Below are 25,771 nucleotides of genomic sequence, written 5' to 3' on the forward strand. Positions count from 1 at the left end.
GCTCAAAATTTCGGTTGCAGGATTAGGGTTGCCAGCGGCGCTAAGGTCAGCGATAGCGAATCGCCGCGGCCGTGGGACTCAATGCGCTCAGAGCGCAGTATGCCCGAATTAACCAGGCCGCCGCCGCCGTATTGATCGGCATCGGTATTCAATAGTTCTCGGTAGCCGCCAGCAGCTGGAACGCCGATACGGTATCGGTCGTGAACTTGCGCGCTAAAGTTGCAAATGCAGATGACGAAACTGCGATTATTGCCATGGACGGCATGTATGTCGCGGGCGCAGGATGCGCGGGAGCGACCGCCATGACCAGTGCGCCGAATCCACGAGAACACGCTGTTGTCGCGATCCTGCCAGTCGATCCATTCAAAGCCTTCATTTTTGCAATCCTGTTGATGCAGCGCCGGTGTCCCGCGATAAACACGGTTCAGGTTGCGCACCAAGGTTTGCACACCGCGGTGGCGAGGTTGATCGAGCAGGCCCCAGTCCAGCGTACGCTCGTGACTCCATTCACGCTCCTGAGCCAGCTCGGCGCCCATGAACAGCAGTTTTTTCCCCGGATAGGCATACATGAAGCCGAAGTAGGCACGCAGGTTGGCAAAGCGTTGCCAGTCGTCGCCCGGCATACGCCAGAGCAAGGATCCCTTGCCGTGTACGACCTCGTCGTGCGACAGCGGCAGCACGAAGTTTTCGCTAAAAGCATAGACCAGCCCAAATGTTATGTTGTCGTGGTGATGCTTGCGCTGGGTCGGCGGTTCGCGCATATAAGCCAAGGTGTCGTTCATCCAGCCCATGTTCCACTTGTAGGTGAAGCCCAAGCCGCCGCCATCGGTGGGTTGCGAGACCCCGGGCCAGGTGGTTGATTCCTCGGCGAAACAGCATGCGCCACGGGCATGAACGGCGACATTCAGGCGGCGGATGAAATCAACCGCTTCGAGATTTTCATTACCGCCATATTGGTTCGCAATCCACTCGCCCGGCGCGCGTGAATAGTCGAGATATAGCATTGCCGCCACCGCGTCCACGCGCAACGCGTCGATATGGAATTCATCGATCCAGTAAAGCGCGCTGCCAATCAGGTAGTTGATCACTTCACGCCGGCCGTAGTTGAAAATAAGCGTGCCCCAGTCGGCATGCTCGCCTTGGCGCGGGTCTTGGTGTTCATATAGCGCACTGCCGTCAAAACGGCCGAGACCGTGGCGGTCGCGCGGAAAATGCGCCGGCACCCAGTCCATAATCACCGCGATGTCGGCGCGATGGCAGCAGTCGATCAGGTGGCGGAAATCGTCTGGATTGCCAAAGCGTTGGGTGGGCGCGTACATGCCGATAGGCTGGTAGCCCCAGGAGCCGTCGAAAGGATGCTCGGTAACCGGCAGCAGCTCGATATGGGTAAATCCCATATCCACCACATAAGCCACCAGCTCATCGGCAAGTTCGCGATAGCTCAAAGCGCGCCCGCCAGATTCAGAATTGCGCGCTTCAGGCTTGCGCCGCCAGGAGCCAAGATGCGCCTCATAGATACTGAGCGGCTGATCAAGCCGTGGCGCGCCGCGCCGCTGTTTCATCCACGCATGGTCGCGCCAGCGGTGATGGCTTCGGTATATGATTGACGCATTTCCCGGCGGCGGCTCGAAAAAATGCGCCATCGGGTCGGTCTTCAGCGGTAGCAGATCGCCCTGTCGGTCGAGCATTTCATACTTGTAGAAAGCGCCGACTTTAACGTCGGGTATAAAAATTTCCCAGATGCCACTCCCCGAATGCGCGCGCATAACATGCCTGCGCCCATCCCAGTCATTAAAATCTCCAACCACGCTCACGCGCAATGCATTGGGCGCCCAGACCGCAAAACAGGCGCCGCTGAGGCCAAGCAGGCGGGTGGGTTGCGCGCCGAGCTGGTTGAATATTTGCTGATGGCGTCCCTCTGTCATCAGCGGCACAAGCATGGACGGCAGGCGATAGGCATCCTCAACATCAACAGCGCCGCCCGATTTTGATTCAATCCGCAATTGATAGTGTCGTTTTCTGGGTGCCATCGGCGCTGCAAAAATGCCGCCCGGATGAACCCGGCGCATTGGCCAGAGTACGTTGCCGAGACGGTCCAGCAGGGTCACCGATTTGGCTTGAGGTTGCAATGTTCTGACCACGCGAACACCGTTTTCCAGATGCAGTCCCAGCAGCGCAAATGGATCGCTGTGCCGACCGTCGGCAAGCGCCTGCCATATAGATGCCTGCTTGTCGGGTTGACCGCCAGGCCAATTGCATGGCCAATTGTAGGGCCGACTGTCAATCCGTGAATTCATATAGCTCGGATAGATAGGCTGCCGCGGCTGCTTCCCAGCTAAACCTCGTGGCCCTGGCATGGTTACGAATCTTTTGCCAGCACCGCTTGTCGGTGGATTTTATTAACAGCGCCTGGTTGACTGATGAAACAAAATTTTCGGCCTGGTCGCTCGACGTTTCGCCGCCAAAAGTAAATCCGTTGACCGCCTGAGTCACGGTGTCCTTCAAACCGCCCACCGCATGCGCCACGCAAGGCTGGCCGGCGCGCATCGCCAGCATCTGGCTGATTCCGCAAGGCTCAAAACTGCTTGGCATAAGGAACAGATCGCCGGCACAATACAGCAGGTCGGACAGGGTTTCGGAATAACCGGTTAGAAACAGAAAATTCCGCTGTTCGGAAGCGACCCGGCGCAACCGCTGTTCGAGTTCGCGGTCGCCGCGGCCGAGCATGATGAAGGCCAGGGCACTGCCGTGCTGTTTGAGGATCATCTCGAGCGCGGAGGAATGAGTTTTGGTCGGCTGAAGGAACAATGAGATCTTTTGCTCGCCGATTCGCCCGATGCTGATCAACAGATTTGACGGTCTTCTGCGGGGCAGTTGACTAAGTGTTTGCCGCGCGGTCAAATTATTTTTCAACAGATGCTTTTCGCCCGCGATCGCTTGCAACAATCGAGACCAACCTGGCCGATGTCCGCCGCGCCATCTTCCATCAGAGCGGCTGCTATCAGAGCGGCTTCGATCATATCCGGGGTAGGCGCAGCCATTGAGGATGCCGGTCAACCGATTTTCTGCCGCGGCCGCGCCTAAGTCAGCCTCCAGCCCTTCGCCGCCGCTGAACCCGCGCGCCCGATCATTCGGTTGGAGAATCTCGCGGGCGTAGGTCGGAGAGACCGTGTTCAGCTTATCGGCCAGACGTATGGCGGTTGCCATGGGATTAACACAATTCGGGTAACGCGGATCACCAATTTGTTTGCCCCGATAGCGCAGTCGTGGAAACCAGGCTTCAAAGGATGACTCATGGTTCTTCAACGGACGGATGCCTTGGAAGGCCAGATTGTGAATCGTAAATACGATGCGAATGGCGCGAATTTTTTTCAAGGCCGGGTCGTAATGCCGCAACGCTAGCACCAGCCCCAGATGCCAGTCGTGCAGGTGCAAAACATCCGGTGGGCGCGGGCATTGCTCGACCTGAGCCACCGTGGCCGCGCAAAAAAAAGCGAAGCGGCTGGCATCAATCGCGAAGGGCGCTGTCGGCCCATCATCGTGGTAAATGACACCGGCGCCCTTGGGCGATAACAACGGATGCTCAATGGCCATAAATTCGACCGCTGGCACCGATTTTTGGATTGGCGATTGCTGGATTTGCCAGATTTGCGCGCTATGCTGTGCGCCGCCAAATTGTACCTGTAAATATTCAACATGTCGGGCTTGCGGTAGCTTGTTGAATACGCCGTAAGAGGGGGTGATGACCGTCACCTGATGGCCGCAGGCAGCAAGCGCCTGGGGCAGGTCGCGGATAACATCGGCGATACCGCCGACTTTGCCGCCCTTGAGCGCGCCATTTTCCGCCGCAACCAGCCAAATTCTCATAAAATATTCAGGCAATATCCGGGCTATCGCGTATAGTGCAGGGTCTGTCCCAGCATATCCGGGGTCACCAGTGTGCGCCCGCCGCGGGTCACACGAAACCCACGACTACGATCGGCCTCGAGATCGACGCCCACCTCCAGATCTTCTGGAATGACCGTGCCACGGTCGATGATGGCGTTTTTTATGCGACTGCGCCGGTTGATTTCGCAACCGGGGAGAATCACCGAATCCTCTATCGAGGCGTAGGACCCGACTCGGCAATTCGAGAACAACAGCGAGCCCTTGACATTGGCGCCGGAAATGATGCAGCCGGCCGATACCATTGAGGTTATCGCCTGGCCGCGGCGACCGGGTTCATCAAAGACAAACTTTGCCGGCGGCAATTGCGCCTGATGCGAAAAGATCGGCCACTTGCTGTCATACAGGTCAAGCGCGGGATTGATGCCGATGAGTTCCATATTCGCCTCCCAGAACGCATCCAACGTTCCCACATCGCGCCAGTAGGGCTGCCGCGATGTCGCCGATGATGCTCCCGATAAGGCATGGGCGTCTCGAAACGGAAACGCATAAATCCGGTATTTATCGATGATGGACGGAATGATGTTCTTGCCAAAATCATGTGCCGAGGAGATCGTATCGGCGTCCTTGATCACCTGCTCAAACAGAAAATCGGTGTTGAATACATAATTTCCCATTGAAGCCAGGCAGAGCTCGCTTTGCCCCGGTATGGGTTGCGGATTTTCGGGTTTTTCGTCAAAGGCGATGATGCGATTGCTCTGGTCGACGGTCATCACCCCAAGCGCGCCGGCCGCTTCTGTGACCGGTGCTTCGATACAACATGCCGTCATGTCCGCTTGTTTTTCCGAATGCCAAGCGAGCAAGGGGCCGTAGTCCATCTTATAGACGTGATCGCCGGCCAATATCAGCACATAACCGGGATTATGCGTGCGAATGATGTCGAGATTCTGATATACCGCATCCGCGGTGCCGAGATACCACTCTTGGCCGGTGCGTTGCGAGGCTGGCAGGATTTCGATGAACTCGCGTTGCTCGGCCTGGAAGCTGGTCCAGCCGCGCACCAGATGGCGAATCAGGGAATGCGCCTTGTATTGGGTCAAAACGCCAATCCGCCGCACCCCGGAATTGATGCAGTTGGATAACGGAAAATCAATTATGCGCAACTTGCCGCCGAAGTGCACCGCGGGCTTGGCGCGCCATTCGGTCAGTTCGTGCAATCTGGAACCTTGCCCGCCGGCAAGAATCAGCACCATCGTATCCCGTGTCAGCAAGCTGACGTAGCGACCCTGTTCGCCGTTATTGTTAGTCATGATTTGTTGGGCATGCATTGTTCCCGAATAGTTCAAAGACGCCTAATAGTATCAGAGATATTTTAAGTGTAGCCTGAAATGTCAGCCGCGGGATGATTTGCCCACCATTGCCATGACCGATTCGCGGACCGCGGGCGTCAGTTGGCGGGACTGCAGACGCCATCTCCAGTTGCCTTCGGTCGTGGCGGGAATATTCAGCCGGGCTTTGGAGCCGAGACCCAGATAATCCTGCATCGGCGCGATGGCTAATCGGGCCTCGCTGGAAAAAGCGAATCTGATCATATCGGCGCTGATAGTGTCCGCAGTCCCCCCGGTTAACCGCAAAGCATTTGCGCGCCGGTCGCCGTTGCTGCCGCGGAACCAGCCGACGGTGGTGTCATTATCGTGGGTGGCCGTGTAGCAGACACAATTCCGCTGGATGCTGGACAGTTGAAAGCCGGGGTCGCTGACTTCAAACTGCAAGACTTTCATGCCGGGTATTTGGTGGCGATGCCGCAGCGCGTCCACTTGCGCGGTAATCAGGCCCAGGTCTTCCGCCACAACCGGCAAGCGGCCGAGCGCATCTCGCAACGCATCGAAAAGCTCATCGCCGGGGCCGGCTTCCCAGACACCGTATCGAGCAGTTCCAGATTCAACCGGTATTGCCCAGCAAGCTTCGAATCCGCGAAAGTGATCAATTCTGATCAGGTCCGCCATTGTCGCCGCATAGCGCAGTCGGTCGATCCACCATTGGTAGCCATTCGCCGCATGATAATCCCAGGCATATAGCGGATTACCCCACAGTTGTCCATCCTCGCTGAAGTAATCGGGTGGCGTGCCGGCGACGTGTGTGGGTTGGCAGTTATGATCGATTCGCAAGTATTCCGGGCGCGCCCAGGCATCGGCGCTATCGAGCGCGATATAGATGGGCATATCCGCAAACAGGCGGATATTGTTCTGTGTTGCGCAAGCGCGCAAGGCGCGCCATTGCTGATCAAACAGGAACTGGATGATTTTAATGCGCTCAATCGCCTTAGCGGATGAAGCCCGTATCTTGCTGATTGCAGCCGCATCACGATAGCGGTAAGGCTTGTCCCATTGCGGCCATGGCCGCTCACCGTGCCTGGTTTTCAGCGCCCGATACAAGGCGTAGTCGTCGAGCCAGATCGGTCCCTGGCAATGCAGGAATTCCGCATAGCTGGCGTTCAGTTGCGCATTGATTTCGCCTGCCTTTATTTTATTGCCGAAGCGGTCGGCAGCCGTGGCCAGCAAGCCGTTTTTTGCCGGGATAAGCTTGCCGTAATCGACAAACTCAAGCGGCAGTTCTTTGAGCGCTTGCGCTTCATCTGAGCCTATCAACCCAGCCCGTATCAGGGGTTCAATACCGATCAGATTTTCATTTCCGGCAAATGCCGACAGCGGTTGATAGGGCGAGTCTCCGTAAGCCGTCGGCCCGGTGGGCAGGAATTGCCAAACACCTATACCCATGTCCGCCAGGACTTCAATGAAGGTCAGGGCGCTGTCGGCAATATCACCGATACCGTAAGCCCCCGGCAATGACGAAAAGTGTATGCCGACACCAGCCCGACGACCGACCGGAAGGATTGCCTGGTTTATCTGTTTGGTTTCCATTGTCGGGGGGTTAGCAATAATACGGCTTAAATGGTGTTATCAGTCGCCTCTCCAAAATCTAACCAAAAAAGAGCTGAATGCGTGAAAGTTGCGTGAAATAGGGGTAGTGATTTTAACTAAAATTTAGGTTAATATCCTTTCCACCGCATTTTTGGGACAGGGAATCCAAAAATTGAATGAACGAAACCGGCTATTTAATTTGATAAATTTTAACCGACCCATAGTTCACAGAAGGCATTCATGTTTACTTATACCAAAGTAGCGCAAGCGGCCGCCTTTTTCGCATCTAAACAGGGTGGCACTATCAACATCATGAAACTGATGAAACTTCTTTATTTGTCTGATAGGGAATCCATGAACCTGTACGATGCGCCAATTACATATGACAATTTTGTGTCCATGGATAATGGTCCCGTTTTATCGCGTACATATGATTTAATCAATGGCACCAGTTCAGACGCCAAAGGCGCGGCACAATGGACGGCTTGGATAGGAGACCGTGACCAGTACGATATCAAGTTAAAAAAAACTGTTGAGGAAGAAGAATTGGACCAATTGAGCGATGCCGACATTGAGGTTATGAATTCAGTATGGAACCAGTTTGAGCATTATGATCAGTGGCAGTTAGTTGAACTTACTCATAATCTTTGCAAGGAATGGAAACATCCAAACAATTCAGCGATTCCTATTTCTGATGTCGAGGTTTTTCTAGCGCTTGGTAAGCACGAAACCATAGCCCGAGATCTTGCTGAAGACATACAAAACGAAAAAGAATTAGACAGGCTGTTCGCATCTTTATAGCATCACTAGATACCAAGGAGGCATTTTGTTCAGTGTTGTAGCGCGCCGCTCACTCCTGGTGCCATCAAATCCACAAGGAAATTTAAGTAATAAACACCTTTTCGTAATTCTAAATGATCCTGTCGGACCGCAACGAGAAATTATTATCGTGCCAATTTGCACCGTGTATGAGGGTCGGAACTACGACAATTCCTGCATTGTAAACGCCGGCGACCATGATTTTGTTAAACATTCAAGTTACGTTTATTACAGAAAGTGCCGATACTCTACAGCCTTGGGATTGGAACTGGGTATTGAGAAGATGTTATTTGTTGACAAAGGGATTGTCAGTGTTGAATTATTCGACAGGATTATTTCTGGAGTATCACGCTCCAAGTTTACCCCTCGTTGTGTAAATAAATACGTCTGAAGCGAGAAAAAATGGGTGGCTTTGAGACACGCACTGAAAAATTCGGATCACGATAATTTACGAAAACCGATAAATTCGCTACTTTTGCTTACAGGTAAAAGCAGTTTCACTGCTTGCTCCAAACATTCTTGATCTATTTGCGATTTTTCATTTTTAACCGCAATGTAGCCCGCTTTGTTCGCTAACCAAGCGACATCGGCAAGCGGGCGTCCGGTCAATGTTTCCGCGATGCCAGCGAGATTCAAACCGGCCGCGTATGGATAGGTGGACAAACAATGCGCCAAAGCTGCCTCAACTTCTTTTGTTTCTGGGAAACAAACCTTAATGCGATTATCAAATCTTCCCTTCCGAACCAGTGCCGGATCTATCGCATTTAAACGATTTGTAGCGGCAATCACCAGCAACCCGTCCTTGCCTGCTTTTTCCACTTGCCTTAGCAGTTCGTTAATTTCCTCTATTTTGTGATTTTGTCCAGACAGTTCGCGGGAGGCACCTAATGCGTCCAACTCGTCAAGGAAAATAATGGCAGGCGCTTTTTTGCGCGCCTCATCAAACTTACGGCGAATGTGTAAACTGGTTTCATGAATATATTTAGAACCGACATCGGACATGCCGACTTCGATCATTTCCCATCCCAAAAATTCTGCAATTTTTTGTACGGAATAGGTTTTTCCTGTACCTGGTGCACCATACAATAAAATGCCGCGCTCTGGATGAACGCCCATTTTTTCATATGCTTCGCGGCGATAATAATAGTCAATTACTTGCTCTTGGAAAAATTTTTCCAGTGCTGGTTGTCCGGGCAAGGAGAATTCTTCCGGCGGATGTGCCGTTTTATTTCTAATTTTCTCAATGCCCTTATCACTTATTCCGAGCGTGCGATAAAATCGACGAATTTCGGTGGGAGAGATCCATGGGTTAATGGCATTAATTTGTTTTGGCGATAATGAAGGATCGCCGACCCCGCCAGTAAGCAACCGAACCGCCAACCGCCGACGCTCCTCGTCCGACTCTGGTTTGCCGAACGCGACTGTCCGTCGCGCTCCGGGAAAATAAAGTGAATCGCCCCAGGAAGCATTTTCCAATTGCGCCAGCCGGTCCGCCAAGTCACACAATTGTGAAGCAGAAGAAAAATCGGTGCGATCAGGAATGCCTGCAATACGCAACGGTGCGTTGTCTCGAACGAAAAGAGCGGTCAAAAAACATTCGCCGCCAAACTCTGTTTCGTCAAAAGTAATATTAAGGAACGATTCGGCTTCGGTAATAGTCGTGGGCAAAATGCCCTCTTTTTTGAGTAACAGGCAAACATCTCCGCCAGCATCGCACACCTGATAAACGATTTTATCATTCGGGCCTGTCGCCAATACTCGGCGAATTTCCGCACTTTCGCCAACGGCAAAACCCACCGACAACCATGGAAAAATTGAATTTGTCACCGTCGCATAATAGGGCTGAGTGTAGATCTGTCGATGGGTAGTTCGCTACCGCCCGAATGAATTTGATTGGCAAACAATTCGCTCGTCACTCGCCCCAAGCCGTCTATGTCATTGTCGTTCAGCATTTCCTTGCCCGTCTCTACCAATTGATCATGTTTTTCCGCGTTAACCGCCGTGTGTTTTTCTTTGGACACGCGTTTAAACATGGCCACGATGAATCCGGGATCGCTCCATAACTCTCGCTCATAGATATTGTGCATTTCGTTGACTGATCTTTTAGCATCGCCATAGCCGATGTCGCCACTTTTCAACTCGTCATGCGCCTGCCGGGCGAGGGTGTCAAACCGTTGACAGGTTTGTTCGTCGGCTTGCTCCCGGCAATTTTCATTGAAGCTTTCCTCGGTTTCTTGTAAATCTGATTTCAGATTGGCGATTCGATTTTGCGGATCGTTACGGATTGCGGCAATTTTTTGCCGAAGTTCGCGAATTTTTTCGGCAATGCTGCGGCGTTCTTCACCTTCGGCGACATTCTGTAAATTTGCGGATTGTTGGTCGAGCGAATTCTTTATCTTGCGAATTCCCGGAGAATCGCTGGCGGTGGAAATTTTTTCCGCAGTCGCCAATTCTTTTTTGGCTTCATTAACCATACCACCGACAAAACGCTCTCCGCCTTCGCCTTCATAATCAATAACGGATTCGGTAAAACGCAGTTCGTTGGAAATTTCGCCCGACCCTACTAATTCAACCTTGAACCTCATGACCCCGCTTTCGTCAACATCCCAATGAATATTGAGGTCGTCTCCTTTGCAAATGTCGAAGTCAATTTTTTCGCGCCGAATTTCACAACTTCCGATAAACAAATTCGGTTCGTCGGGGGTGGGATTGATCGCTTCAGGTTGCTGAAAAAACTCCACCAGTAGGGAGTCATCACCATCGCGCACATCTCTTGCCATGCGATAATTTTCAAACACTCCGCTATCAGGCAAAGCAATACCTTTTTCGGCAAAAATATGCAGAGTATTTTCTGCTTCGTCGCCTTCGCCAGAAACAATCATGACCGCAAGGTTGTGCGTTAATCGCAAAGACCCGGCCGATGCGGCAACGCGATTAATAACAATTTCGCGCCCAGCGTCTTTTATCAACGAGCCGTTTTGATCAAATGCCATAATGCGAAAATGGTTTTCGCCATCACTGTCCAATGGTAATTCAATGGTTGTTCCGCTATCCAGGCTGCGGCGTCCCGAGGTCCACCCTTTGCTAGAGTCAATCTGAATTTCCACCCCGTCGCTTGCCGAGTCATCCTGCGGTTTAATCCGAATTCGGGCACGATCTTCTGCTGTACGACTTATATAGTCGTATTGCAGTTTCACCTCGCCTTCGGTCATCGTCCGCCCAAGTGTTTTTTTGCGCGGTTTTTTCTGGTCGGTCCAATCCAAACCTTCGCAAAAAATCGCTGCGCCTACGGCAACCGCAGTCATTGGATCAATGCTCATGTCCGCGGGCAACACCAATTTATGCGACACTCGCTCTCGCAGAGTCGGCATTTTGGTAGGGCCGCCGATAAACACCAGCCGATCCAGATCACCGGATTCATAACCGTTGTCTTTGAGAATCTTTTGTGACAAGTCCACGGTTTCATCAACTTTGTCGACGATGAGTTCTTCAAACTGTTTTCGATCAATCGGAATTTCTATAAAAATATCCGCGCCGTCATCATCGGTAACTCGCAAATCGTCCTCTGACATATAAATGGTCGCGCTTTCGCTTTTGGAAAGTTCAACTTTTGCGACTTCCGCCGCCATCCGTGCAACACGAATCATCTTTTCGTATTTCGGGTTTTTCTGAAAATCTGCTGCAAGCGCATAATTTTCCAATAACCAGGGACGCACAATTCCATTGATGATAATGCGATCAAAATCGCGTCCACCCAACGCGTTAATGCCCTCATGCGCCAGGATATTGATGTTGCCTTTGGTGCTTTGCACTAACGCCAAGTCAAAAGTGCCGCCACCGATGTCATACACCAGAAACAATCCGTCTTTGTTTTTGTTGTCGGCAACTGACGCCATTGCCGCCGCCACCGGCTCTTGCAACAGCGCGATTTGCCCCAAGCCGGCCATGCCAGCGGCGCGATATGTCGCCTCAATTTGCATTTGATTAAACGCCGCCGGTGTGGTAATCACCGCGCCGACAATATCGCAATCACCATATGCCACTCGCGCCTGCGCTATGAGTTGCCGCAAGATTTCGGCACTACATTGTTCAGCGTTCATTACTACGCCCGCATCGGCAAATTCCTTTTTCCACGAAGTACCCATCTGCCGCTTAAAACCATCGGTGGCGTTGGCTGGATTTCGGCAAAGTTGTTGATAAGCACGATGACCGTAAAATTTAGTCCCGCTCCGGTTAATATGTATTACCGAGGGCAGGACATCCGTTCCTTGGTCCACAGTTTTCACGATGTGCAGTTTGCCATCCAAGTGCGCGACGATAGCGCTGTTGGAGGTGCCAAGATCAATTCCCAGATACATTTTTTTGCTCCTGTTGTTTGTTAAAATCTTCGGCACGAGTCAGCACCACTTTGGCGAAGTGCAAAACCCGCCCCTTTTTCACCAGTGCGGGCTCCAGCGTTTCCCGTACCACCAGTTTCTCACCGTCCGCGAATTCATCGGCGTTGGTTGCCCGAAGCGGGTAATTAGCATCATAAGGCTTGCCTTCATACACAACCATTTCGATATCGTTATTCTGCAATAATTTGATGATATGGGTATGCAATAAATTCCGCAAGTTGCGCATCTTTGCCTCTGCTGCCTTTTGCTTCAGGCGAGGTAAATCGGTGATAATTCGTTCGTTGGCAACTATCAGCCGAAAGGAATCAATCGCTAAAGATTTGACTTCTTCTTCGGTCATTAAAAATCCTCTATTTTCATGTTTTGGGTGCGAAAATTTCCATCTTTTGTAGGTTTTAACGTATAAGTCCAAGTTCCAAGCGAGTAATCGTTCCGGTTGGGCGAACGATTCGCATGCATATCATCCATAAACACTCCGCACTCAGTGCTGTAGTTTTTGCCGTTGGCATATGTGAACAAAAGTAGTTCATTCGGTACCCTGTTATCGATGTATGCTTCATTTTGTCGGAGATAAAAAGCGACAACTATTTTATTGGATTGGTCGCGGAGTTTAATAATCACATCGGAGTCGCCTCTGTTATGCACGGAAATAGAACTCGTGCCGGTCGGTCTGGAAATGTTTAATAACGGGCCGCTTTTCGGACTAGCAATGGACCCCCCGCACTTCGCTCGTGTGCCGTCTCCGTTTTTAATGTACTTCGCCGACACATAACCGCTGTATGAGTTTTCTGGTCCCCACCCGATTTTTTGCCAACCGTTTCTAGGAGGCCCGGCGGCAACAACATTCTGGTAACGGTCGAATGACCCTACGATATCGCCGTTGGGCAAATTTCTCACATTCAGCTTTAATGCGGTAACATATACCCACCGAAATTCCACTGCAGGTTTTTGTATAGCGCTTGTGCCAGTTTGCCGTGGCGTGCTTACGAATGTATCGTTTTTCGATGATGCATGAGTAAGTAAATAAATAAGGGTCTTAACTAGTTATAACCCATAAATAATAACCGCACCAACGACGATAATAATCCAAAACCATCCTGACCAGAAGGATTTTTCAACGGTTCTTACCGGAATTACTTCCAAAAATTTTCTGTCTTCATACAGTTTATCGGAGATAAATTGAGGCGCATTAAAACGCTCCGCTAAAGACAATAGCTCTTTTGTCACATGTAGAGCCGCGGGCGTTGCGCCGTGTTTGTTGTGAAGCGCAAGTGCAACATCGCGGGCTCTGCTCCATATTTTCTCTTCGTTTGCCAATTCCGCATATTCATCCAGTAACGCTGAAAGCGCGTTAATCAAGTCGACAATTTTACCTGAATTATTCTGGGTGTTTTCTACGGCATTCATAAACGCCTGTAATCGCTCTGAAAATTCGGTATTCCGATGCTTTTCACCGACAATCTTTTCCAGCGTATCGAAATCTTTCGCCAGTGCCGCCGCCATTACCGGCAATTCTATAAAAACCTTGATTAGAAGTTTGGTGATTCGCAAGGAAATCTCGGACTCACCTTTGTTGTTGTGGAGATCCAAGGCAAGGCCGCGGAGTTTGCCGCAAATCTCACTTGAGCGTTTTTCATCAAAACCCTTCCCTTCGTCAACCAATTGAATCGGCTGGGCATACTCATCCCATTTGGATAGCTTTTGTTCAATTAGACGCAACGATTGTTCATCACCGGGCGAGTCCCGTAACACATCGGCGGCGTGATCGATTTCTTGTTCCAGCGGGCGCAAAACGTCCTGAATCCGATTTTTATAAACCTCGCAAATCAAATTCGCCACAAAACGTCCACTCAAGGTTTTGTCATAGCGCCACTTTTCTGCGATTTTGGTTGCCAATGCGCTAGGTTGTTCCCCATGAAAAATCACATTTATTGCCGATGTCATGTACGTCTGTTCACGCAATTTTGTAAGCGCATCCGCGACATGTTCCGGTTTGGCGGGAGGCACGACTCCGGATTTTTTGCGGGCGTGATTGATCATCTGGCCGACATCGTCTGCATCAATAGATTTTTGCGTCTCAATCAGCATATTCAGCGCATCTACAAGGTTGTTGGCATTGCCAGCGTTGCCGTATCCGCAAAAATGCGCAGCAAGAGTCGCTTTTGTTAATGTAGGCAAAGACATTTTTTCAATTCCTTTGCAAACAAGCCCGCCGTCTGTATCCGTTTTCGCCAGATGGATTAGTTCGTCAATTTTTGGGAGCGGTAAGCCCCATAAATAGGACACTTCTTCGCGTAGTCGTGGCATAGAAGCGGTCAACGTATCCACCGCTTTTTGTAAAATATCCTCGGATTCCCGTGCGTCAAAACTCGCATCTTCGTGCGCATTGTCAATTTCTGAGCGCGTCGATTCTGGCGAAACTTTCAGTAAATGAAAAGCTGACATTCGTTTAGTTTATAGAATTTTGGCTCATCTGGTAGAAGGCGAATTCAAGCCTCTATAAAGTGTTGCGCTTCTATTTTGCACCTATACATGTTTATTTTTAAGGAACCGGCACGGGGCCAAACTTAACTCCAAATCTTAAACAAAGGATATATTTATGTCCTATAACCAAGAATATTATGAAGAGGGTAAATCCTGCCTTGTGTTTTTCCCTGCTTTTGAAGCAGGCAGAAGCGCTTCATTGTCATTTTCTATCACCCAGCACGAGCATATTTTCTTGCGCCTAACGAATGTAGTGTCATTCTTCAATTCCAAGCATTACAAGCGGCACCGCAGGCACGCCCCTTCCCTGACGAATGACGTTATACAATTCTCCTTCGTAATAGGCCACGCCTGAACTCATTTGTGATTGCAATTCTTTCATCGGAAGTATTTCGATGCCAACATCAATCTGACCGCCGACATAAAACGCTAAATGCTTTACAAACAAGTCATAAGCAACAAATGAATATTTGCCGAATTGTATTTCAATAGCCACTCTGTCTTTTACAAAATCAGTTTGGTTATAACTGAATATCGGGGAAAAACCAGTTCGTTCAATTTCCTCTTTTTGTGTTTCAGGTGGCATCGCAAGTGTTTTTCGGATCAGCTTGTCATCTTTTGTTACCCAGTAACTCACACGGCTTTCTTTCCATTTTTTTGATCCTAACAAAATCTTAAACAATTTATTCATTTCTATGGGGCTGTACAATAAACGCCCCTTCATGGTTTTTTCTTTTGATACTTTTGTCTTGCATGCCTGACCATCGACTTGCTGAATAACAGATTTAACTTCCTTCCACAATTTTGGTTTATGCACCAACAAGTATTCAAGACCGTTCAAGTGTGAGTATGTTTCAACTATTTTCACTATACGCTCGTTTTTTCAAATAATGTTAATTGAACAGCTTTATTATCTTCAGCATTTTGCCAAGGCACTGCGATCAGTTTATTCCCGCTCTCTTTTGGGTCATATACCGGTTTGTTCATCGGCCTGGTTTTTAGTGTTCCATTAATAGTTTTCACAATACGATTTTTTGCTAATTTAATATATTTTTTTTCAGTTTCCGCTCCAGCGCCTCGCCTGTTATGCAAAATAGCGGCGATGATTGATGTTCCAGTTCCCGCAAATGGATCTAAAACCCAGTCTCCTGTATTAGTCATCGATAAGACAAGACGTTCGACTAGCTCCACTGGATACTGGCAGGGATGTTCGGTTTTTTCCACATGGTTGCTCTTTACATTAGGCACAATCCACAAATCTCCAGGGTTTTTTCCAAGCGGGTTGCAGGAATATTGCCCCGCTTTAGGTCCTTTGAAATATTTTTTTGCAGGATACTTCTGGGGGACTCTTACAGGGTCTAAATGAAAAACATACTCCTTGGTTTTCCGGGTAAACCAAATGATCGTTTCATAACGTCCTGAAAGCCGTCTTGAGCAGTGTAAACCATGCTCAAAGTGCCAAATAATTCTATTTCTCATAACCAGATTCAAATCAGCGAATACAGGATACAATGCAATATCCAGGGGAATAATTGAGCCGTCCTCTACGAAATTACCAACTTGCCAGCAGATACTGCCAGATTCTGTAAGAACACGTTCACATTCCTTGATTATCTGTGATTGTTGCTCAATGTAATTGCTTAATTTTGTTTTTTTTTCGTATTCCTTGCCTATATTATAGGGTGGCGATGTAACGATTAGCTGAATGGATTTATTCGGTATTGTTTTCAACATATCGACACAGTTTCCATGATACAAAACCGTTTGTTCATTCAGGCCGAAAGCAGACGCGATATTCACTTGTTTTCGCATTTCACATTATTCTGTTAAGGATTGGCCCGGCAGTGTTTGAAGTCCGAAGCCTCCAACTGCATTATAGTCTTTCCAGCAGTCGGAATAAACCCGGTCGCAAGACCACGCAACCAGTTGAAAAACATTTTGTTTAGAAACCGAGTCTCGAATTTTGCTATTTTCAAATTTAGTCGGTCTGCTAGCGTGTCATGCCGTTTCAGATTCTGTTTTCTTCAACCGCGTGGCAGGCGATTTGTATGCCGCTGGAGGTATTATTCAGCTCTGGAATTTCATCGCTGCATCGCTGATTGGCATGAGGGCATCGGCCATGAAACACGCAGCCCGATGGCAGGTTGATCGGAGTCGGCACTTCGCCTTTGAGCTTGATATGTTTCGATTTGCGCCCTAAATTGCTCTGACCCAACTTGGGAATGGCACTCAGCAGCGCCTGGGTATAAGGATGGCGCGGCGATGAAAACACCTCTGCGGTTATCCCCAGCTCGCAAATCCGGCCGAGATACATAACCGCGACCCGGGTACCGAAATGCTCCACCACGGATAGGTCATGGGTAATAAACAGATAGGTCAGACCGCGATCTTCGCGGGCTTGCATTAACAGGTTGAGCACCTGCGCCTGAATCGAAACATCGAGAGCCGAAATCGGCTCATCGGCAACGATGAATTCCGGATCCACCATCAGCACCCTGGCAATGCTGATACGCTGCCTTTGTCCGCCGGAAAACTCATGGGGAAACCGTGGCCCCCAATTGGCATTGACGCCCACCGATTCCATCACTTGTTCAACCTTTTGCCGTTGCTGCGCCTGGGGCATTTTCGGGAAATGAAACCTGATCGGTTCGAGCAAGGTCGTGGCCACGGTTTTTCGGGGATTGAGCGACGCATATGGATTCTGAAAAATCATCTGCATGTGCTTGCGATAGGGCAGTAATTGGGAGCGGTTGAGATTGTCGATGCGCTGTTCGCGGTAGTGAACCGTGCCTTTGGAAGGCGATAGCAATCCCATGATGGTGCGCCCGACCGTGGTTTTACCGCAACCGCTTTCACCGACCAGGCATAACGCCTCCCCTTTCAAGATATCCAAAGAGATGCCGTTGATTGCCTTTACCGACTCTTTTTTACGTATTAGCTTGCCGTGCTGGAAAGATAACTGGTCAAGCAGCCCACCAGAGACATTGAACTCCTTATTTAAGTTCTTTACCGATAGCAGGGTATTTGGCAGGATATTTGATTGGGGTTGTTGCATCGGCGATGCGCTATTGGTTAAGGGGAAAGTGACAGGCGACAGCCCGTGAACCATTGCCACCCAATACCGGTAAATCCACCTTGCAAACTGCCTGAGCATGATTGCAACGATTGTGGAACGGGCATCCTGCTGGAATCTCCTGTAGCGACGGCATTACCCCGGGAATCTGGTTCAGCCGTTGACCCGGGCGGGCCTTTTCCGGCAACGCCCCCAACAGCCCCTGAGTGTACGGGTGCATTGGCTTGGCGATAACCTGATCGGTCGGTCCTTGCTCAATGATGCGTCCGGCATACATCACCAGAATGCGCTGGGTCACTTCCGAAACCACGCCAAGGTCATGGGTAATCAAAATCAAACCCACATCGAAATCATTGCACAGATTCAACAACAACTCGAGAATCTCCGCCTGGATAGTTACGTCCAGTGCGGTGGTCGGTTCATCGGCGATAATGATCGCCGGGTCGCTCAACAATGCAATGGCGATAACCACCCGCTGCCGCATGCCGCCGGACAATTCATGGGGGTATTGCTCAAGGCGCGTCTCGGCGGAAGGTATTTGCACCGCCTTCAATTTAGCCACCGAAATTTTTCGGGCTGCCTGGCGGCTCAGGTTTTTATGCGCCAGGATGGTTTCTTCCATTTGCGTGCCAATTGTCAGCACCGGGTTCAGGGTCATCATCGGGTCCTGAAATATCATGCTGATTTCATTGCCGCGAATCTGCCGCATTTGTTCTTCGTCCAGGTTGGCGAGGTCCCGGTCCTTGAACAAGATGCTGCCCGCAGCCAGATAGCCGGGTTTGCTGATTAAGTTAAGGATGGCAAACGCCGAGATCGATTTACCGGCACCGCTCTCGCCGACAATGCCAATGCGTTCTCCCTGTTCAAGATCGAAACTCACGTCTTTGATCGCAGTCACCGAACCGGTCCTAAGCGGAAACACCACTTCCAGATTTTTAACGCTGAGTAAGGGCATGGGCGATGGCGCCTCAGCGGCAATCAGGGTTGCGTTGTTGGGCGATGATGGCGACGCGTAAGCGGGCTATCCGAAGTTTCGACGACGGATGGATGGCGAAAAAACCACTTTCGGAGTCCAGTTTGCGGTGCACGCTGAGTGCGCCGTCCGCCGAAAATCCGGCGCAATGGGAGAATTCCATGCCAAGCTTGTCCGCCTCCGACTCCTCCTTTTGGCTATAAGTTGCGCTGAAGCCCGCGATACCGTATTCGACGATTGTGGGTGCCAACACGCCTGCGTTTTGCGGCAAAGAGGACTTCAATATCATTCGACCGAGTGCCAGCACCCCTTCGCGTTGTTGCCGCTTGCTGCCATGGTTTTTCACCAGATGCGCGTTTTCATGCCCGATGACCGCCGCATAAGCATGCCAATCATTGCCCAGTAGTTTCACCATGCCAACGGTGATGCCCACTACATTTCGCCCGTCTTTATGGCCGGCGAAGGCGTTCGGTACGCTTTCATCGCATAGCAATAGCGTGGTGGAAATCCCCGATTCGGCGTCGATTCGCGCATTGGTAATCAGCAGGCCGCGTAGCGATTCGGTTGGGATGGTCACGCCGCCAAACGACACATTGGAGGCATAAGCATTTTCCAGCATCACCACCGAATAACAACTCGCCTGGGTGGCCAGCGGCAACATGAACATGAACGCGAAAACGAGTCGTTTACTCATCCAATTTATTTGTCATAAAGTTTCGGATTGAGCACATCCCGCAGCCAATCGCCGAGCAGGTTGATCGCCAGGATCAACACAATTAATATCAATGCTGGAAATGCCGTGATCCACCAGGAACCACTAAAAATAAACTCAAACCCATTCCTGATCAACGAACCCAGCGACGGTTTGGTAATCGGCATGCCCAGCCCAAGGAATGACAACGCCGCTTCGGTGATGATGGCATTGGCTACCTGAACCGTGGAAATCACCAGTAACGGCGAGAAGGTATTCGGTAATATATGCCGATAGACGATGGTCATCGGTTTGAGGCCGATGACCCGAGCCGCATCGACGTATTCCTTTTTCTTCTCCGCCAGCACGCAGGCGCGCACCGTGCGGGCGTATTGCGGCCATTCGGCGACGCCAATTACCAGGACGATGACAATAATGGCGAAGTCATTGTAAAACTTCAGCCCGGCAGTGGCCTGGAATACTGCGAGGATGATGATTGCCACCATCAAGGTGGTAAAAGACAACTGAATATCGGCAAACCGCATCAAAAAACTGTCCAGCCGACCGCCAAAGTAGCCGGCTACCAGGCCGATGGAGACGCCGATCAAGCACTGCAGGATGGTCGCAAAAACGCCTATGGCTATGGATATTCCGGTGCCATACAGCATGGTGCTGAGCATATCCCGGCCCATAGCGTCAGTGCCCAATACAAATCGATCATCCGCGCCGACGCTGCCGACTGGCGGAATTTCCGAATCCATGATGTCAAACTGGGTTTGATCCCACGGATCGTAAGGCGCGAGCAAGGGTGCGGTGACAGCGACCAGCATAAAAACCAGCAATACTGCGGCACTGGCCATAGTGGTACGATTGTGGGTAAAGCTGTGGTACACCAGCGAAGTTTTGATCCGCTGCCAGAGGTCTAAACGGGCTTCGAAAGCGCTACTGGTCATGCTGTTTACCGATTAACTTTACCGTTGGATTAACTAATCCGTAGATAATATCCACCACCGTGTTGGTAATCACAAAAATCAACCCGACCACGATCAGATAGGCGACGATCAATGGCGTATCAACCCGATTGATGGCTTCGAGAAACATAAAGCCCATGCCGGGCCACTGAAAAACCGTTTCAGTGAGGATGGTGTAGGCGACCATGATGCCGAGTTGCACGCCGCCCACGGTAATCACCGGCAGCAACGTATTCTTGAACGCATGCAACATCCAGATGCGGCGTTTTTTCAGCCCTTTTGCCCAGGCGAATTTGACGTATTCCGATTCCAGCACTTCCATCATTTCGGATCGGATCATGCGTACAAACAACGGCAGGATGACCGATGCCAGGGAAATGCTTGGCAACAATAAATGAGTCAATCCATCGATCGTCATCAGGCTGGTCTCCCAGTCTCCAAAAATGATCAACGTGTCTCCCCGGCCATATGACGGCAGCCACCCCAATTCCACCGCAAACAGGTAAATCAGAAATATCGCGGTCAGGAATACCGGGATGGAAATACCGACGATGCTGAAGCCCATGGCCAGTTTTGAAAACAAGTGGTTAGGTCGGATCGCCGCAAAAACCCCGACCGGGATGGAAAATGCCAGAATCCAGAAAGTCGCCGCGACCACCAAATCAATGGTTGCCGGCAGTTTGTCCATAATGACCTCCAGGGCAGGGCGCTTGAAAAAATAGGAGGTTCCGAGATCACCCCGAACCGCATTCCTTAAAAACCCCCAGTACTGCACCAGGAATGGGTCATTCAGTCCCAGTTCTTCGCGCAACTCATTACGGACATCTTCGGAGACAGATTGTCCCACCAGTTCGCGCAACGGATCGCCCAGTTCATCCTGGACCGAAAAACTGAGCAAACTGATAACCAGCATGACCACCACGGCCTGCCCCAGCCGCCTGACGAGAAATGCGAACATGGACTCAATTATTCCTGGTTTGAATAAAAAGATTAAGTGAAAAGGTGTTTTTGAATATCTCCGGTCTGTGATGAGATAGATTAGACGGTTTTACTTTGACACAGAATTCTGCACAGTCTTTTAGTTCGCATGAAGGGTTGTTAGCCTCTCACGGTTTGCGAGATCAATATATTTTGCCTTGATCTCGTGAGCTCTTGCAAACAATCCTTTCCTTACTTTCCCAATATTAATTAAATTGGGTATGCCTGCATCATCGATATTTCTCGTTTTTTCTAAACCCGTTTCGCGAACAAGGTCACGATGTGACGGTATGTATTGAAGGAATTCGTAGTCCCTGCATAACAAATCGCCTACTTCCTTATTTAAAAAACTGACAATATCGTTGGAAAAATCCTCGTCGCTTGTTTCGCAAACGGTGATGTGCGGATTTTTCTCGGATGGAAACGTGGGTTTGTACCACAGCTGGTGTTTTTCCATTTGAGGTATCTGCACTTTAAAATGGACAAAGTATTTTTTTGAGTAAGAAAAGCAATTGCTTTGAGAGATGACCAGAGGATAGTCGCTGTCAGAAAATTTATTATATGATGTTACTTTGAAATTGCTTTTTTGTGGCCCTTTAATCGTAATATGGACCGGCGAAGTTGCTTCCTGGTCATTGAAAATTGATTTCAACCCCTGAAATAGGGTCACTAATTCTTCGTCAAGAATCTCGATAAACAGGAATTTATTTCCGCTCATAAAACCAAATATTTCTTGTATTCTCGCTGGATTTTGCAATGGCTTAAGCACTTGTACAAAAAGTCTGAAAATTTTACAGCCGTTGCATTTAGTTCATCTTTTTCTTTGGTTTCTATGTCTGTTTTGTCTGACATACTTTCTTTTTGACTCAGGAAAAACTCGTAATGATCTAAAAACGCGCCAAATTCAGCAAGCAGTTTACTATCCCCCATAGTGTCCAGCCCAACAGCAAGCCGTTGCAATGGCGTTTGTTTACAAAGACTCAACACATCTTCTTTACTACACTGGTGTTTAGATATGATGGGCAGGATTGTCGCAAATACGGTTAACATTCGGCTGAATTTGAGATTAATATTTTTTTACGAAAAGGCTTTGTCATGTCATTTCTGACAATTTCATAATTAAGACATAGGGTTCTCCAAAACCTCAGAATATCATTCAACAGAAAAAGCGGTTTAAAAGAACTCCGGTCAACGTCATCACGAAAATACCAACCAACAATTTCATTCATTTGAAAATCATAAAGAGCATCGTTGAACAGCGGTTTGCTTTCTAACAGCACTAACATTCTGCTGGTAAAGAGATTCTTCTCATCATCTTTGGGACACCCTATCGATTTTTTCATTTCAGGAAAAGAAAGAGTTTCCAGAAACATCCCATCATTGCTGAATTCAGGAAAGTTTAGCTCTTTGTTTACGGAAATTAATTCGTAAAGCAGTTCTATGTCACTTAGCCTTGTCCGCTCATCCTCACTTTTTTCCGAGAAAACAAAAATGTCTAAATCGGAGGTTTTACCAAAATCTCCTCTACTCAAAGAGCCACAACAAAAAACACTATAATGCCTTGGCTTTTTTACCAAGCGTTCTGAAACCGCTTCGCAAACAGATTCTAACTTCAATTCTGAATTTGCCACTCTTTGCTGAAGTTTCGCGTGATTTTCCAAACATTCTGAATACGTCATAACCTTGTTATTGTATCTTGTTTTTAGTTGAGACCTTTGCATAATTCAAAATACTATCGGAAGTGGGACTTTAGTCCCGCCATCGGCAATCATCTTGCGCGGCTAAAGCCGCACTTCCGGTAATTATGCAAAGGTCTTTAGTTATCCAGAGGCTCCGCTCATCTGCTCACCGAACTGTTGCCCCAAAACCTCGCGAAACATACCCTCGATCGCGGTTTTGTCCGAGAGCAGGCAGCGCATTTTTCTTGACATGCACCGATATAGGAAATACTTAACGGTTGCGGGTTTCATTGATTTAATGACCCTCGCCTATCCAGACATTTCCTCATACATGCCTTTTCCATCTCTTGGCATGGATGGTGTTACGACTTATGTTGTTTGAACGTGAACGATGGGGGACAAATCCATGCTTATGCGCTGAATAAAAATCGTGAGAAAGCGCACCATCGGCACGCCTTCCCACCAGAAAACAGTTTGATCTAGTCCATCACCAAATCGCCGAGATAGGGGAAATTCATGACGTTGACAATCTTGTCAATATGCACGCCTTTTCTCGCGGCCCAGGCGCGATCCTGCCAGTGTAGCGGCACGAACGCGGCTTCGTCGTGCAGGATTTGCTCGACCCGTTGCAGCATTTGTGCGCGCTCGGCGACGTCGGTCTGCTTGGCGCTGTCGAGTACCAGCCGGTCAACTTCGGCGTTGGAGTAATTGCCGCTGTTGTATTGCCCGTAGCCGGTTTCCTCGTCCGGGGTCATGGTCAGGAACTCGCTGAAGTTTGCCGAGTCTTCGGTGTCGGAATGCCAGCCAATCATTAAAATGTCCGCAGCGCGCTCGTCATACTTCGGCCAGTACTGGGCTTTTGGCATGGTGGTCAGATTGACCAGAATATTGATTTTGGCCAGCATGCCGGCCACCGCTTCGGCAATTTTGGCATCGTTCACGTAGCGATTGTTGGGCGCCATCATGGTGACGGTGAAACCATCGGCATGGCCGGCTTCGGCCATCAACGCCTTGGCTTTTTTCAGGTCATAGCGCGGTGTCAGCGCGGCGTTGTAACCGAGGTAGCCCTTGGGACTTTGCTGGGCCGCGGCGGTGCCGAAGTTCTTCATGATTTTCTCGACAATGCCGGCGTTGTTGATCGCAAGCACAATCGCCTGACGCACCCGCACATCGGCAAATTCCGGCTTGCGCTCCTGATTCAGTTGGAAGGTGATGATGCGGGTACCACTCATGGTGACCAGGTCAACGGCATCGCTGCTGTCGATACGCTCCAGATCGGTCGGCGGAATCGGTGCGGCAAAATCAATGTCGCCGGACAACAACGCCGCAACCCGGGTTGGATTTTCCTTGATTGGGGTGAACACAATCCGATCCACATTGCCCGGTGAATCGGTATCCCAGTAATCGGCGAAACGATCAAATACCACTTTGACGCCTTGCTCGCGCGCAGAGACCGTGTAGGGGCCGGTGCAGGAAATGTTGGCAGAGGCGAAGGAATCGCCGTGTTTGACGATTTCCCCCTTATCTCGGCCGCGCTCGTCGTTGCCCGTATAAAACTCAGCGTCCAGAGGGAAAATGTAGGTTGCGGTATGTTCCACCAGCGGATACGGCCCGTCCGTGACCAGGTCAATGGTGTGGTCGTCGATGATTTTGGCATCGACAAAATTGGCGAAAATCCCCTTGAAATCATCGCTTTCTTTTAATCGATCAAAAGTGAACTTGACATCCTTGGCGGTCATTTCTCGGCCCGAATGAAACTTAACGCCTTTGCGCAAATTAAATCGCACCGTGGTATCGTTCTGGCGTTTCCAGCTGCTTGCAACCCGCGCGTCGAATCCTAAATCCTGATTCCAGCGAAGCAAAGGATCGCACACCATATGGGAAAGTTGCAACGTACCGCCCGACAGTTGTTCATGCAGATCCAGGGAAACCGGGTCGGCATCGTAAGCCAAGTTGAGGGTTTTGGCGTGAATCGGCACTGCGAGCAGCACGCCCGACAATGCCGCCAGTTTTATCATGCGGCGAGTTTTATAATGGATGGTCATATTGGTGTTCTCCGGTGTTTTCTGGGTTCAGTGATAAAAAACTTAAAGGCAATTCAGTGTACAATATTTTACTCATTATAAATTGAAAATTCGCCAACGCACAAGTGCGGTTATTGCAACAAACACGGTCAATGGTGGCTGGACCTGCTTGGCAAAAAACTTTTATTCTCCTATGCTCGTTCGCAAAACCATCGTATCATTATGATAATGCGAATCGGGGTTTTGCGAAAGTCGGATATAGCCATCTTTTATGAGAGCATAATGGTACAAGAAATTGTTGATTTAAATGATGGATTAAAATCATGCCGGTGATATTATTTAGCGTCGGATATTATTTTGATTGTTTCCATAGGATAAAAAAGTGATTGAATTTAAAACAAGACTTGAAGAAGATTGCCAAAAAGCATTACATGACAAAGAATGCCTTAGGGTTGCCGCAAATGAATTTTCTAAAACGGATATCTGAAGATTGAAAAATCTACAATTTTCAGTGATTTTGTTTTAGCAGAAATGCGCACGGAAGCGTTTGCGCTTTTAGAGTTAAATAAAGTTAGACGAGATGTCACTATAAAAACCACAGACAATACGTTTCGACAAATGAGCAATGTTTCTGCATAGAGCTACGCCAATAGTTCATGGGGCAGAACGTGTGATTATTAATACTTGTTGGGCCAGTGCCAATGATACTCGGAATGCAGATGAGATTGATAGAGGCTCCATGACCGAAGCATTTGTTTAATAATATGAGAACTCAATCAAATAATCTCATCATGGAGATACAGAATTGCACTTATTACTTGAAAGCGGCCCTGTCTAACTTCAAGTTAGATTCGATGGCCTTATATTATGAGGCGT

24 protein-coding genes are annotated in these 25,771 nt (G+C 49.4%); 3 read left to right on the forward strand and 21 right to left on the reverse strand.

Going from position 1 to position 25,771, the window contains the following annotated elements; all coding sequences use genetic code 11:
• Positions 1-2: 2 nt before the first annotated feature.
• The 4 genes from glgB to malQ form a co-directional block, all read right to left on the reverse strand.
• On the reverse strand, positions 3-2,297 hold the full coding sequence (gene glgB / locus ACPXXB_RS02695; RefSeq protein ID WP_423909008.1) for a 1,4-alpha-glucan branching protein GlgB: 2,295 nt from the start codon (positions 2,295-2,297) through the stop codon (positions 3-5).
• Positions 2,281-3,867 (reverse strand): glycogen synthase, encoded by a 1,587-nt coding sequence (locus tag ACPXXB_RS02700; protein ID WP_423909011.1) that lies wholly within the window; start codon positions 3,865-3,867, stop codon positions 2,281-2,283. Before ACPXXB_RS02700 ends, glgB begins: the two co-directional genes overlap by 17 nt.
• Before the next feature lie 23 nt (positions 3,868-3,890).
• Positions 3,891-5,195: a glucose-1-phosphate adenylyltransferase gene (glgC, locus tag ACPXXB_RS02705; RefSeq protein ID WP_423909013.1), complete on the reverse strand. Its 1,305-nt coding sequence runs from the start codon at positions 5,193-5,195 to the stop codon at positions 3,891-3,893.
• 81 nt (positions 5,196-5,276) lie between these two features.
• Positions 5,277-6,827 carry a 4-alpha-glucanotransferase gene (malQ, locus tag ACPXXB_RS02710; protein ID WP_423910900.1) on the reverse strand — a complete coding sequence of 517 codons (1,551 nt, stop codon included), beginning with the start codon at positions 6,825-6,827 and terminating at the stop codon, positions 5,277-5,279.
• A 219-nt stretch (positions 6,828-7,046) separates the two neighbouring features.
• Between malQ and ACPXXB_RS02715 the strand changes: the two genes are divergently transcribed.
• Positions 7,047-7,607 (forward strand): Panacea domain-containing protein, encoded by a 561-nt coding sequence (locus tag ACPXXB_RS02715; protein ID WP_423909016.1) that lies wholly within the window; start codon positions 7,047-7,049, stop codon positions 7,605-7,607.
• A 456-nt stretch (positions 7,608-8,063) separates the two neighbouring features.
• On the opposite strand, the gene ACPXXB_RS02720 is transcribed toward ACPXXB_RS02715, so the two are convergent.
• The 17 genes from ACPXXB_RS02720 to ACPXXB_RS02800 form a co-directional block, all read right to left on the reverse strand.
• A complete protein-coding gene (locus ACPXXB_RS02720; RefSeq protein WP_423909019.1) occupies positions 8,064-9,452 on the reverse strand; it encodes an AAA family ATPase in 1,389 nt (462 codons plus the stop codon).
• Complete coding sequence (locus ACPXXB_RS02725) at positions 9,449-11,983, reverse strand: Hsp70 family protein (protein ID WP_423909022.1); 2,535 nt, start codon at positions 11,981-11,983, stop codon at positions 9,449-9,451. The genes ACPXXB_RS02720 and ACPXXB_RS02725 overlap by 4 nt, the downstream gene beginning before the upstream one ends.
• On the reverse strand, positions 11,967-12,362 hold the full coding sequence (locus ACPXXB_RS02730) for a hypothetical protein (RefSeq protein ID WP_423909025.1): 396 nt from the start codon (positions 12,360-12,362) through the stop codon (positions 11,967-11,969). Before ACPXXB_RS02730 ends, ACPXXB_RS02725 begins: the two co-directional genes overlap by 17 nt.
• Entirely contained in the window at positions 12,362-12,961 is a 600-nt protein-coding gene (locus tag ACPXXB_RS02735; RefSeq protein ID WP_423909028.1) for a hypothetical protein, read from the reverse strand. The genes ACPXXB_RS02730 and ACPXXB_RS02735 overlap by 1 nt, the downstream gene beginning before the upstream one ends.
• A 105-nt stretch (positions 12,962-13,066) precedes the next feature.
• Positions 13,067-14,467, reverse strand: coding sequence for a hypothetical protein (locus ACPXXB_RS02740; RefSeq protein ID WP_423909031.1), 1,401 nt, complete (start codon positions 14,465-14,467; stop codon positions 13,067-13,069).
• Positions 14,468-14,762: 295 nt separating this feature from the next.
• A complete protein-coding gene (locus ACPXXB_RS02745) occupies positions 14,763-15,374 on the reverse strand; it encodes a BglII/BstYI family type II restriction endonuclease (RefSeq protein ID WP_423909034.1) in 612 nt (203 codons plus the stop codon).
• Positions 15,374-16,318 carry a DNA-methyltransferase gene (locus ACPXXB_RS02750; RefSeq protein WP_423909036.1) on the reverse strand — a complete coding sequence of 315 codons (945 nt, stop codon included), beginning with the start codon at positions 16,316-16,318 and terminating at the stop codon, positions 15,374-15,376. The genes ACPXXB_RS02745 and ACPXXB_RS02750 overlap by 1 nt, the downstream gene beginning before the upstream one ends.
• 196 nt (positions 16,319-16,514) lie before the next feature.
• Positions 16,515-17,561, reverse strand: coding sequence for an ABC transporter ATP-binding protein (locus ACPXXB_RS02755; protein ID WP_423909039.1), 1,047 nt, complete (start codon positions 17,559-17,561; stop codon positions 16,515-16,517).
• A 10-nt stretch (positions 17,562-17,571) separates the two neighbouring features.
• Positions 17,572-18,534: an ABC transporter ATP-binding protein gene (locus ACPXXB_RS02760; RefSeq protein WP_423909042.1), complete on the reverse strand. Its 963-nt coding sequence runs from the start codon at positions 18,532-18,534 to the stop codon at positions 17,572-17,574.
• A gap of 13 nt (positions 18,535-18,547) precedes the next feature.
• On the reverse strand, positions 18,548-19,246 hold the full coding sequence (locus tag ACPXXB_RS02765; protein WP_423909044.1) for a M48 family metalloprotease: 699 nt from the start codon (positions 19,244-19,246) through the stop codon (positions 18,548-18,550).
• A gap of 5 nt (positions 19,247-19,251) precedes the next feature.
• On the reverse strand, positions 19,252-20,196 hold the full coding sequence (locus tag ACPXXB_RS02770) for an ABC transporter permease (RefSeq protein WP_423909047.1): 945 nt from the start codon (positions 20,194-20,196) through the stop codon (positions 19,252-19,254).
• On the reverse strand, positions 20,186-21,172 hold the full coding sequence (locus ACPXXB_RS02775; protein WP_423909049.1) for an ABC transporter permease: 987 nt from the start codon (positions 21,170-21,172) through the stop codon (positions 20,186-20,188). Before ACPXXB_RS02775 ends, ACPXXB_RS02770 begins: the two co-directional genes overlap by 11 nt.
• Positions 21,173-21,292: 120 nt before the next feature.
• Positions 21,293-21,910: a hypothetical protein gene (locus ACPXXB_RS02780; RefSeq protein ID WP_423909052.1), complete on the reverse strand. Its 618-nt coding sequence runs from the start codon at positions 21,908-21,910 to the stop codon at positions 21,293-21,295.
• Entirely contained in the window at positions 21,907-22,242 is a 336-nt protein-coding gene (locus ACPXXB_RS02785; RefSeq protein WP_423909054.1) for a hypothetical protein, read from the reverse strand. The genes ACPXXB_RS02780 and ACPXXB_RS02785 overlap by 4 nt, the downstream gene beginning before the upstream one ends.
• Positions 22,236-22,871 carry a nucleotidyltransferase domain-containing protein gene (locus tag ACPXXB_RS02790; RefSeq protein ID WP_423909057.1) on the reverse strand — a complete coding sequence of 212 codons (636 nt, stop codon included), beginning with the start codon at positions 22,869-22,871 and terminating at the stop codon, positions 22,236-22,238. Before ACPXXB_RS02790 ends, ACPXXB_RS02785 begins: the two co-directional genes overlap by 7 nt.
• 141 nt (positions 22,872-23,012) lie before the next feature.
• A complete protein-coding gene (locus ACPXXB_RS02795; protein ID WP_423909060.1) occupies positions 23,013-23,162 on the reverse strand; it encodes a hypothetical protein in 150 nt (49 codons plus the stop codon).
• Positions 23,163-23,350: 188 nt separating this feature from the next.
• Complete coding sequence (locus tag ACPXXB_RS02800; RefSeq protein WP_423909063.1) at positions 23,351-24,916, reverse strand: ABC transporter substrate-binding protein; 1,566 nt, start codon at positions 24,914-24,916, stop codon at positions 23,351-23,353.
• 483 nt (positions 24,917-25,399) lie between these two features.
• Here ACPXXB_RS02800 and ACPXXB_RS02805 point away from each other — a divergent pair, with 483 nt between their 5' ends.
• Together ACPXXB_RS02805 and ACPXXB_RS02810 are read left to right on the forward strand one after the other, a co-directional pair.
• Positions 25,400-25,534: a HalD/BesD family halogenase gene (locus ACPXXB_RS02805; RefSeq protein WP_423910903.1), complete on the forward strand. Its 135-nt coding sequence runs from the start codon at positions 25,400-25,402 to the stop codon at positions 25,532-25,534.
• Entirely contained in the window at positions 25,521-25,655 is a 135-nt protein-coding gene (locus ACPXXB_RS02810) for a HalD/BesD family halogenase (protein ID WP_423909065.1), read from the forward strand. Before ACPXXB_RS02805 ends, ACPXXB_RS02810 begins: the two co-directional genes overlap by 14 nt.
• Positions 25,656-25,771 lie beyond the last annotated feature (116 nt).

Origin of the sequence: Candidatus Spongiihabitans sp. (assembly GCF_965237845.1) — a bacterium.
Classification (GTDB): domain Bacteria; phylum Pseudomonadota; class Gammaproteobacteria; order Arenicellales; family Poriferihabitantaceae; genus Spongiihabitans.

Bases quoted from the DNA above. Each gene is read 5' to 3' on its own strand.
- ACPXXB_RS02755 (WP_423909039.1), bottom strand. From the start codon at position 17,561: ATGCAACAACCCCAATCAAATATCCTGCCAAATACCCTGCTATCGGTA.
- ACPXXB_RS02700 (WP_423909011.1), bottom strand. From the start codon at position 3,867: ATGAGAATTTGGCTGGTTGCGGCGGAAAATGGCGCGCTCAAGGGCGGC.
- ACPXXB_RS02800 (WP_423909063.1), bottom strand. From the start codon at position 24,916: ATGACCATCCATTATAAAACTCGCCGCATGATAAAACTGGCGGCATTG.
- ACPXXB_RS02765 (WP_423909044.1), bottom strand. From the start codon at position 19,246: ATGAGTAAACGACTCGTTTTCGCGTTCATGTTCATGTTGCCGCTGGCC.
- ACPXXB_RS02780 (WP_423909052.1), bottom strand. From the start codon at position 21,910: ATGAGCGGAAATAAATTCCTGTTTATCGAGATTCTTGACGAAGAATTA.
- ACPXXB_RS02760 (WP_423909042.1), bottom strand. From the start codon at position 18,534: ATGCCCTTACTCAGCGTTAAAAATCTGGAAGTGGTGTTTCCGCTTAGG.
- ACPXXB_RS02715 (WP_423909016.1), top strand. From the start codon at position 7,047: ATGTTTACTTATACCAAAGTAGCGCAAGCGGCCGCCTTTTTCGCATCT.
- ACPXXB_RS02730 (WP_423909025.1), bottom strand. From the start codon at position 12,362: ATGACCGAAGAAGAAGTCAAATCTTTAGCGATTGATTCCTTTCGGCTG.
- ACPXXB_RS02750 (WP_423909036.1), bottom strand. From the start codon at position 16,318: ATGCGAAAACAAGTGAATATCGCGTCTGCTTTCGGCCTGAATGAACAA.
- ACPXXB_RS02775 (WP_423909049.1), bottom strand. From the start codon at position 21,172: ATGTTCGCATTTCTCGTCAGGCGGCTGGGGCAGGCCGTGGTGGTCATG.
- ACPXXB_RS02725 (WP_423909022.1), bottom strand. From the start codon at position 11,983: ATGTATCTGGGAATTGATCTTGGCACCTCCAACAGCGCTATCGTCGCG.
- ACPXXB_RS02810 (WP_423909065.1), top strand. From the start codon at position 25,521: ATGTTTCTGCATAGAGCTACGCCAATAGTTCATGGGGCAGAACGTGTG.
- ACPXXB_RS02795 (WP_423909060.1), bottom strand. From the start codon at position 23,162: ATGAAACCCGCAACCGTTAAGTATTTCCTATATCGGTGCATGTCAAGA.
- ACPXXB_RS02790 (WP_423909057.1), bottom strand. From the start codon at position 22,871: ATGACGTATTCAGAATGTTTGGAAAATCACGCGAAACTTCAGCAAAGA.
- glgB (WP_423909008.1), bottom strand. From the start codon at position 2,297: ATGAATTCACGGATTGACAGTCGGCCCTACAATTGGCCATGCAATTGG.
- ACPXXB_RS02740 (WP_423909031.1), bottom strand. From the start codon at position 14,467: ATGTCAGCTTTTCATTTACTGAAAGTTTCGCCAGAATCGACGCGCTCA.
- ACPXXB_RS02785 (WP_423909054.1), bottom strand. From the start codon at position 22,242: ATGTTAACCGTATTTGCGACAATCCTGCCCATCATATCTAAACACCAG.
- ACPXXB_RS02770 (WP_423909047.1), bottom strand. From the start codon at position 20,196: ATGACCAGTAGCGCTTTCGAAGCCCGTTTAGACCTCTGGCAGCGGATC.
- glgC (WP_423909013.1), bottom strand. From the start codon at position 5,195: ATGACTAACAATAACGGCGAACAGGGTCGCTACGTCAGCTTGCTGACA.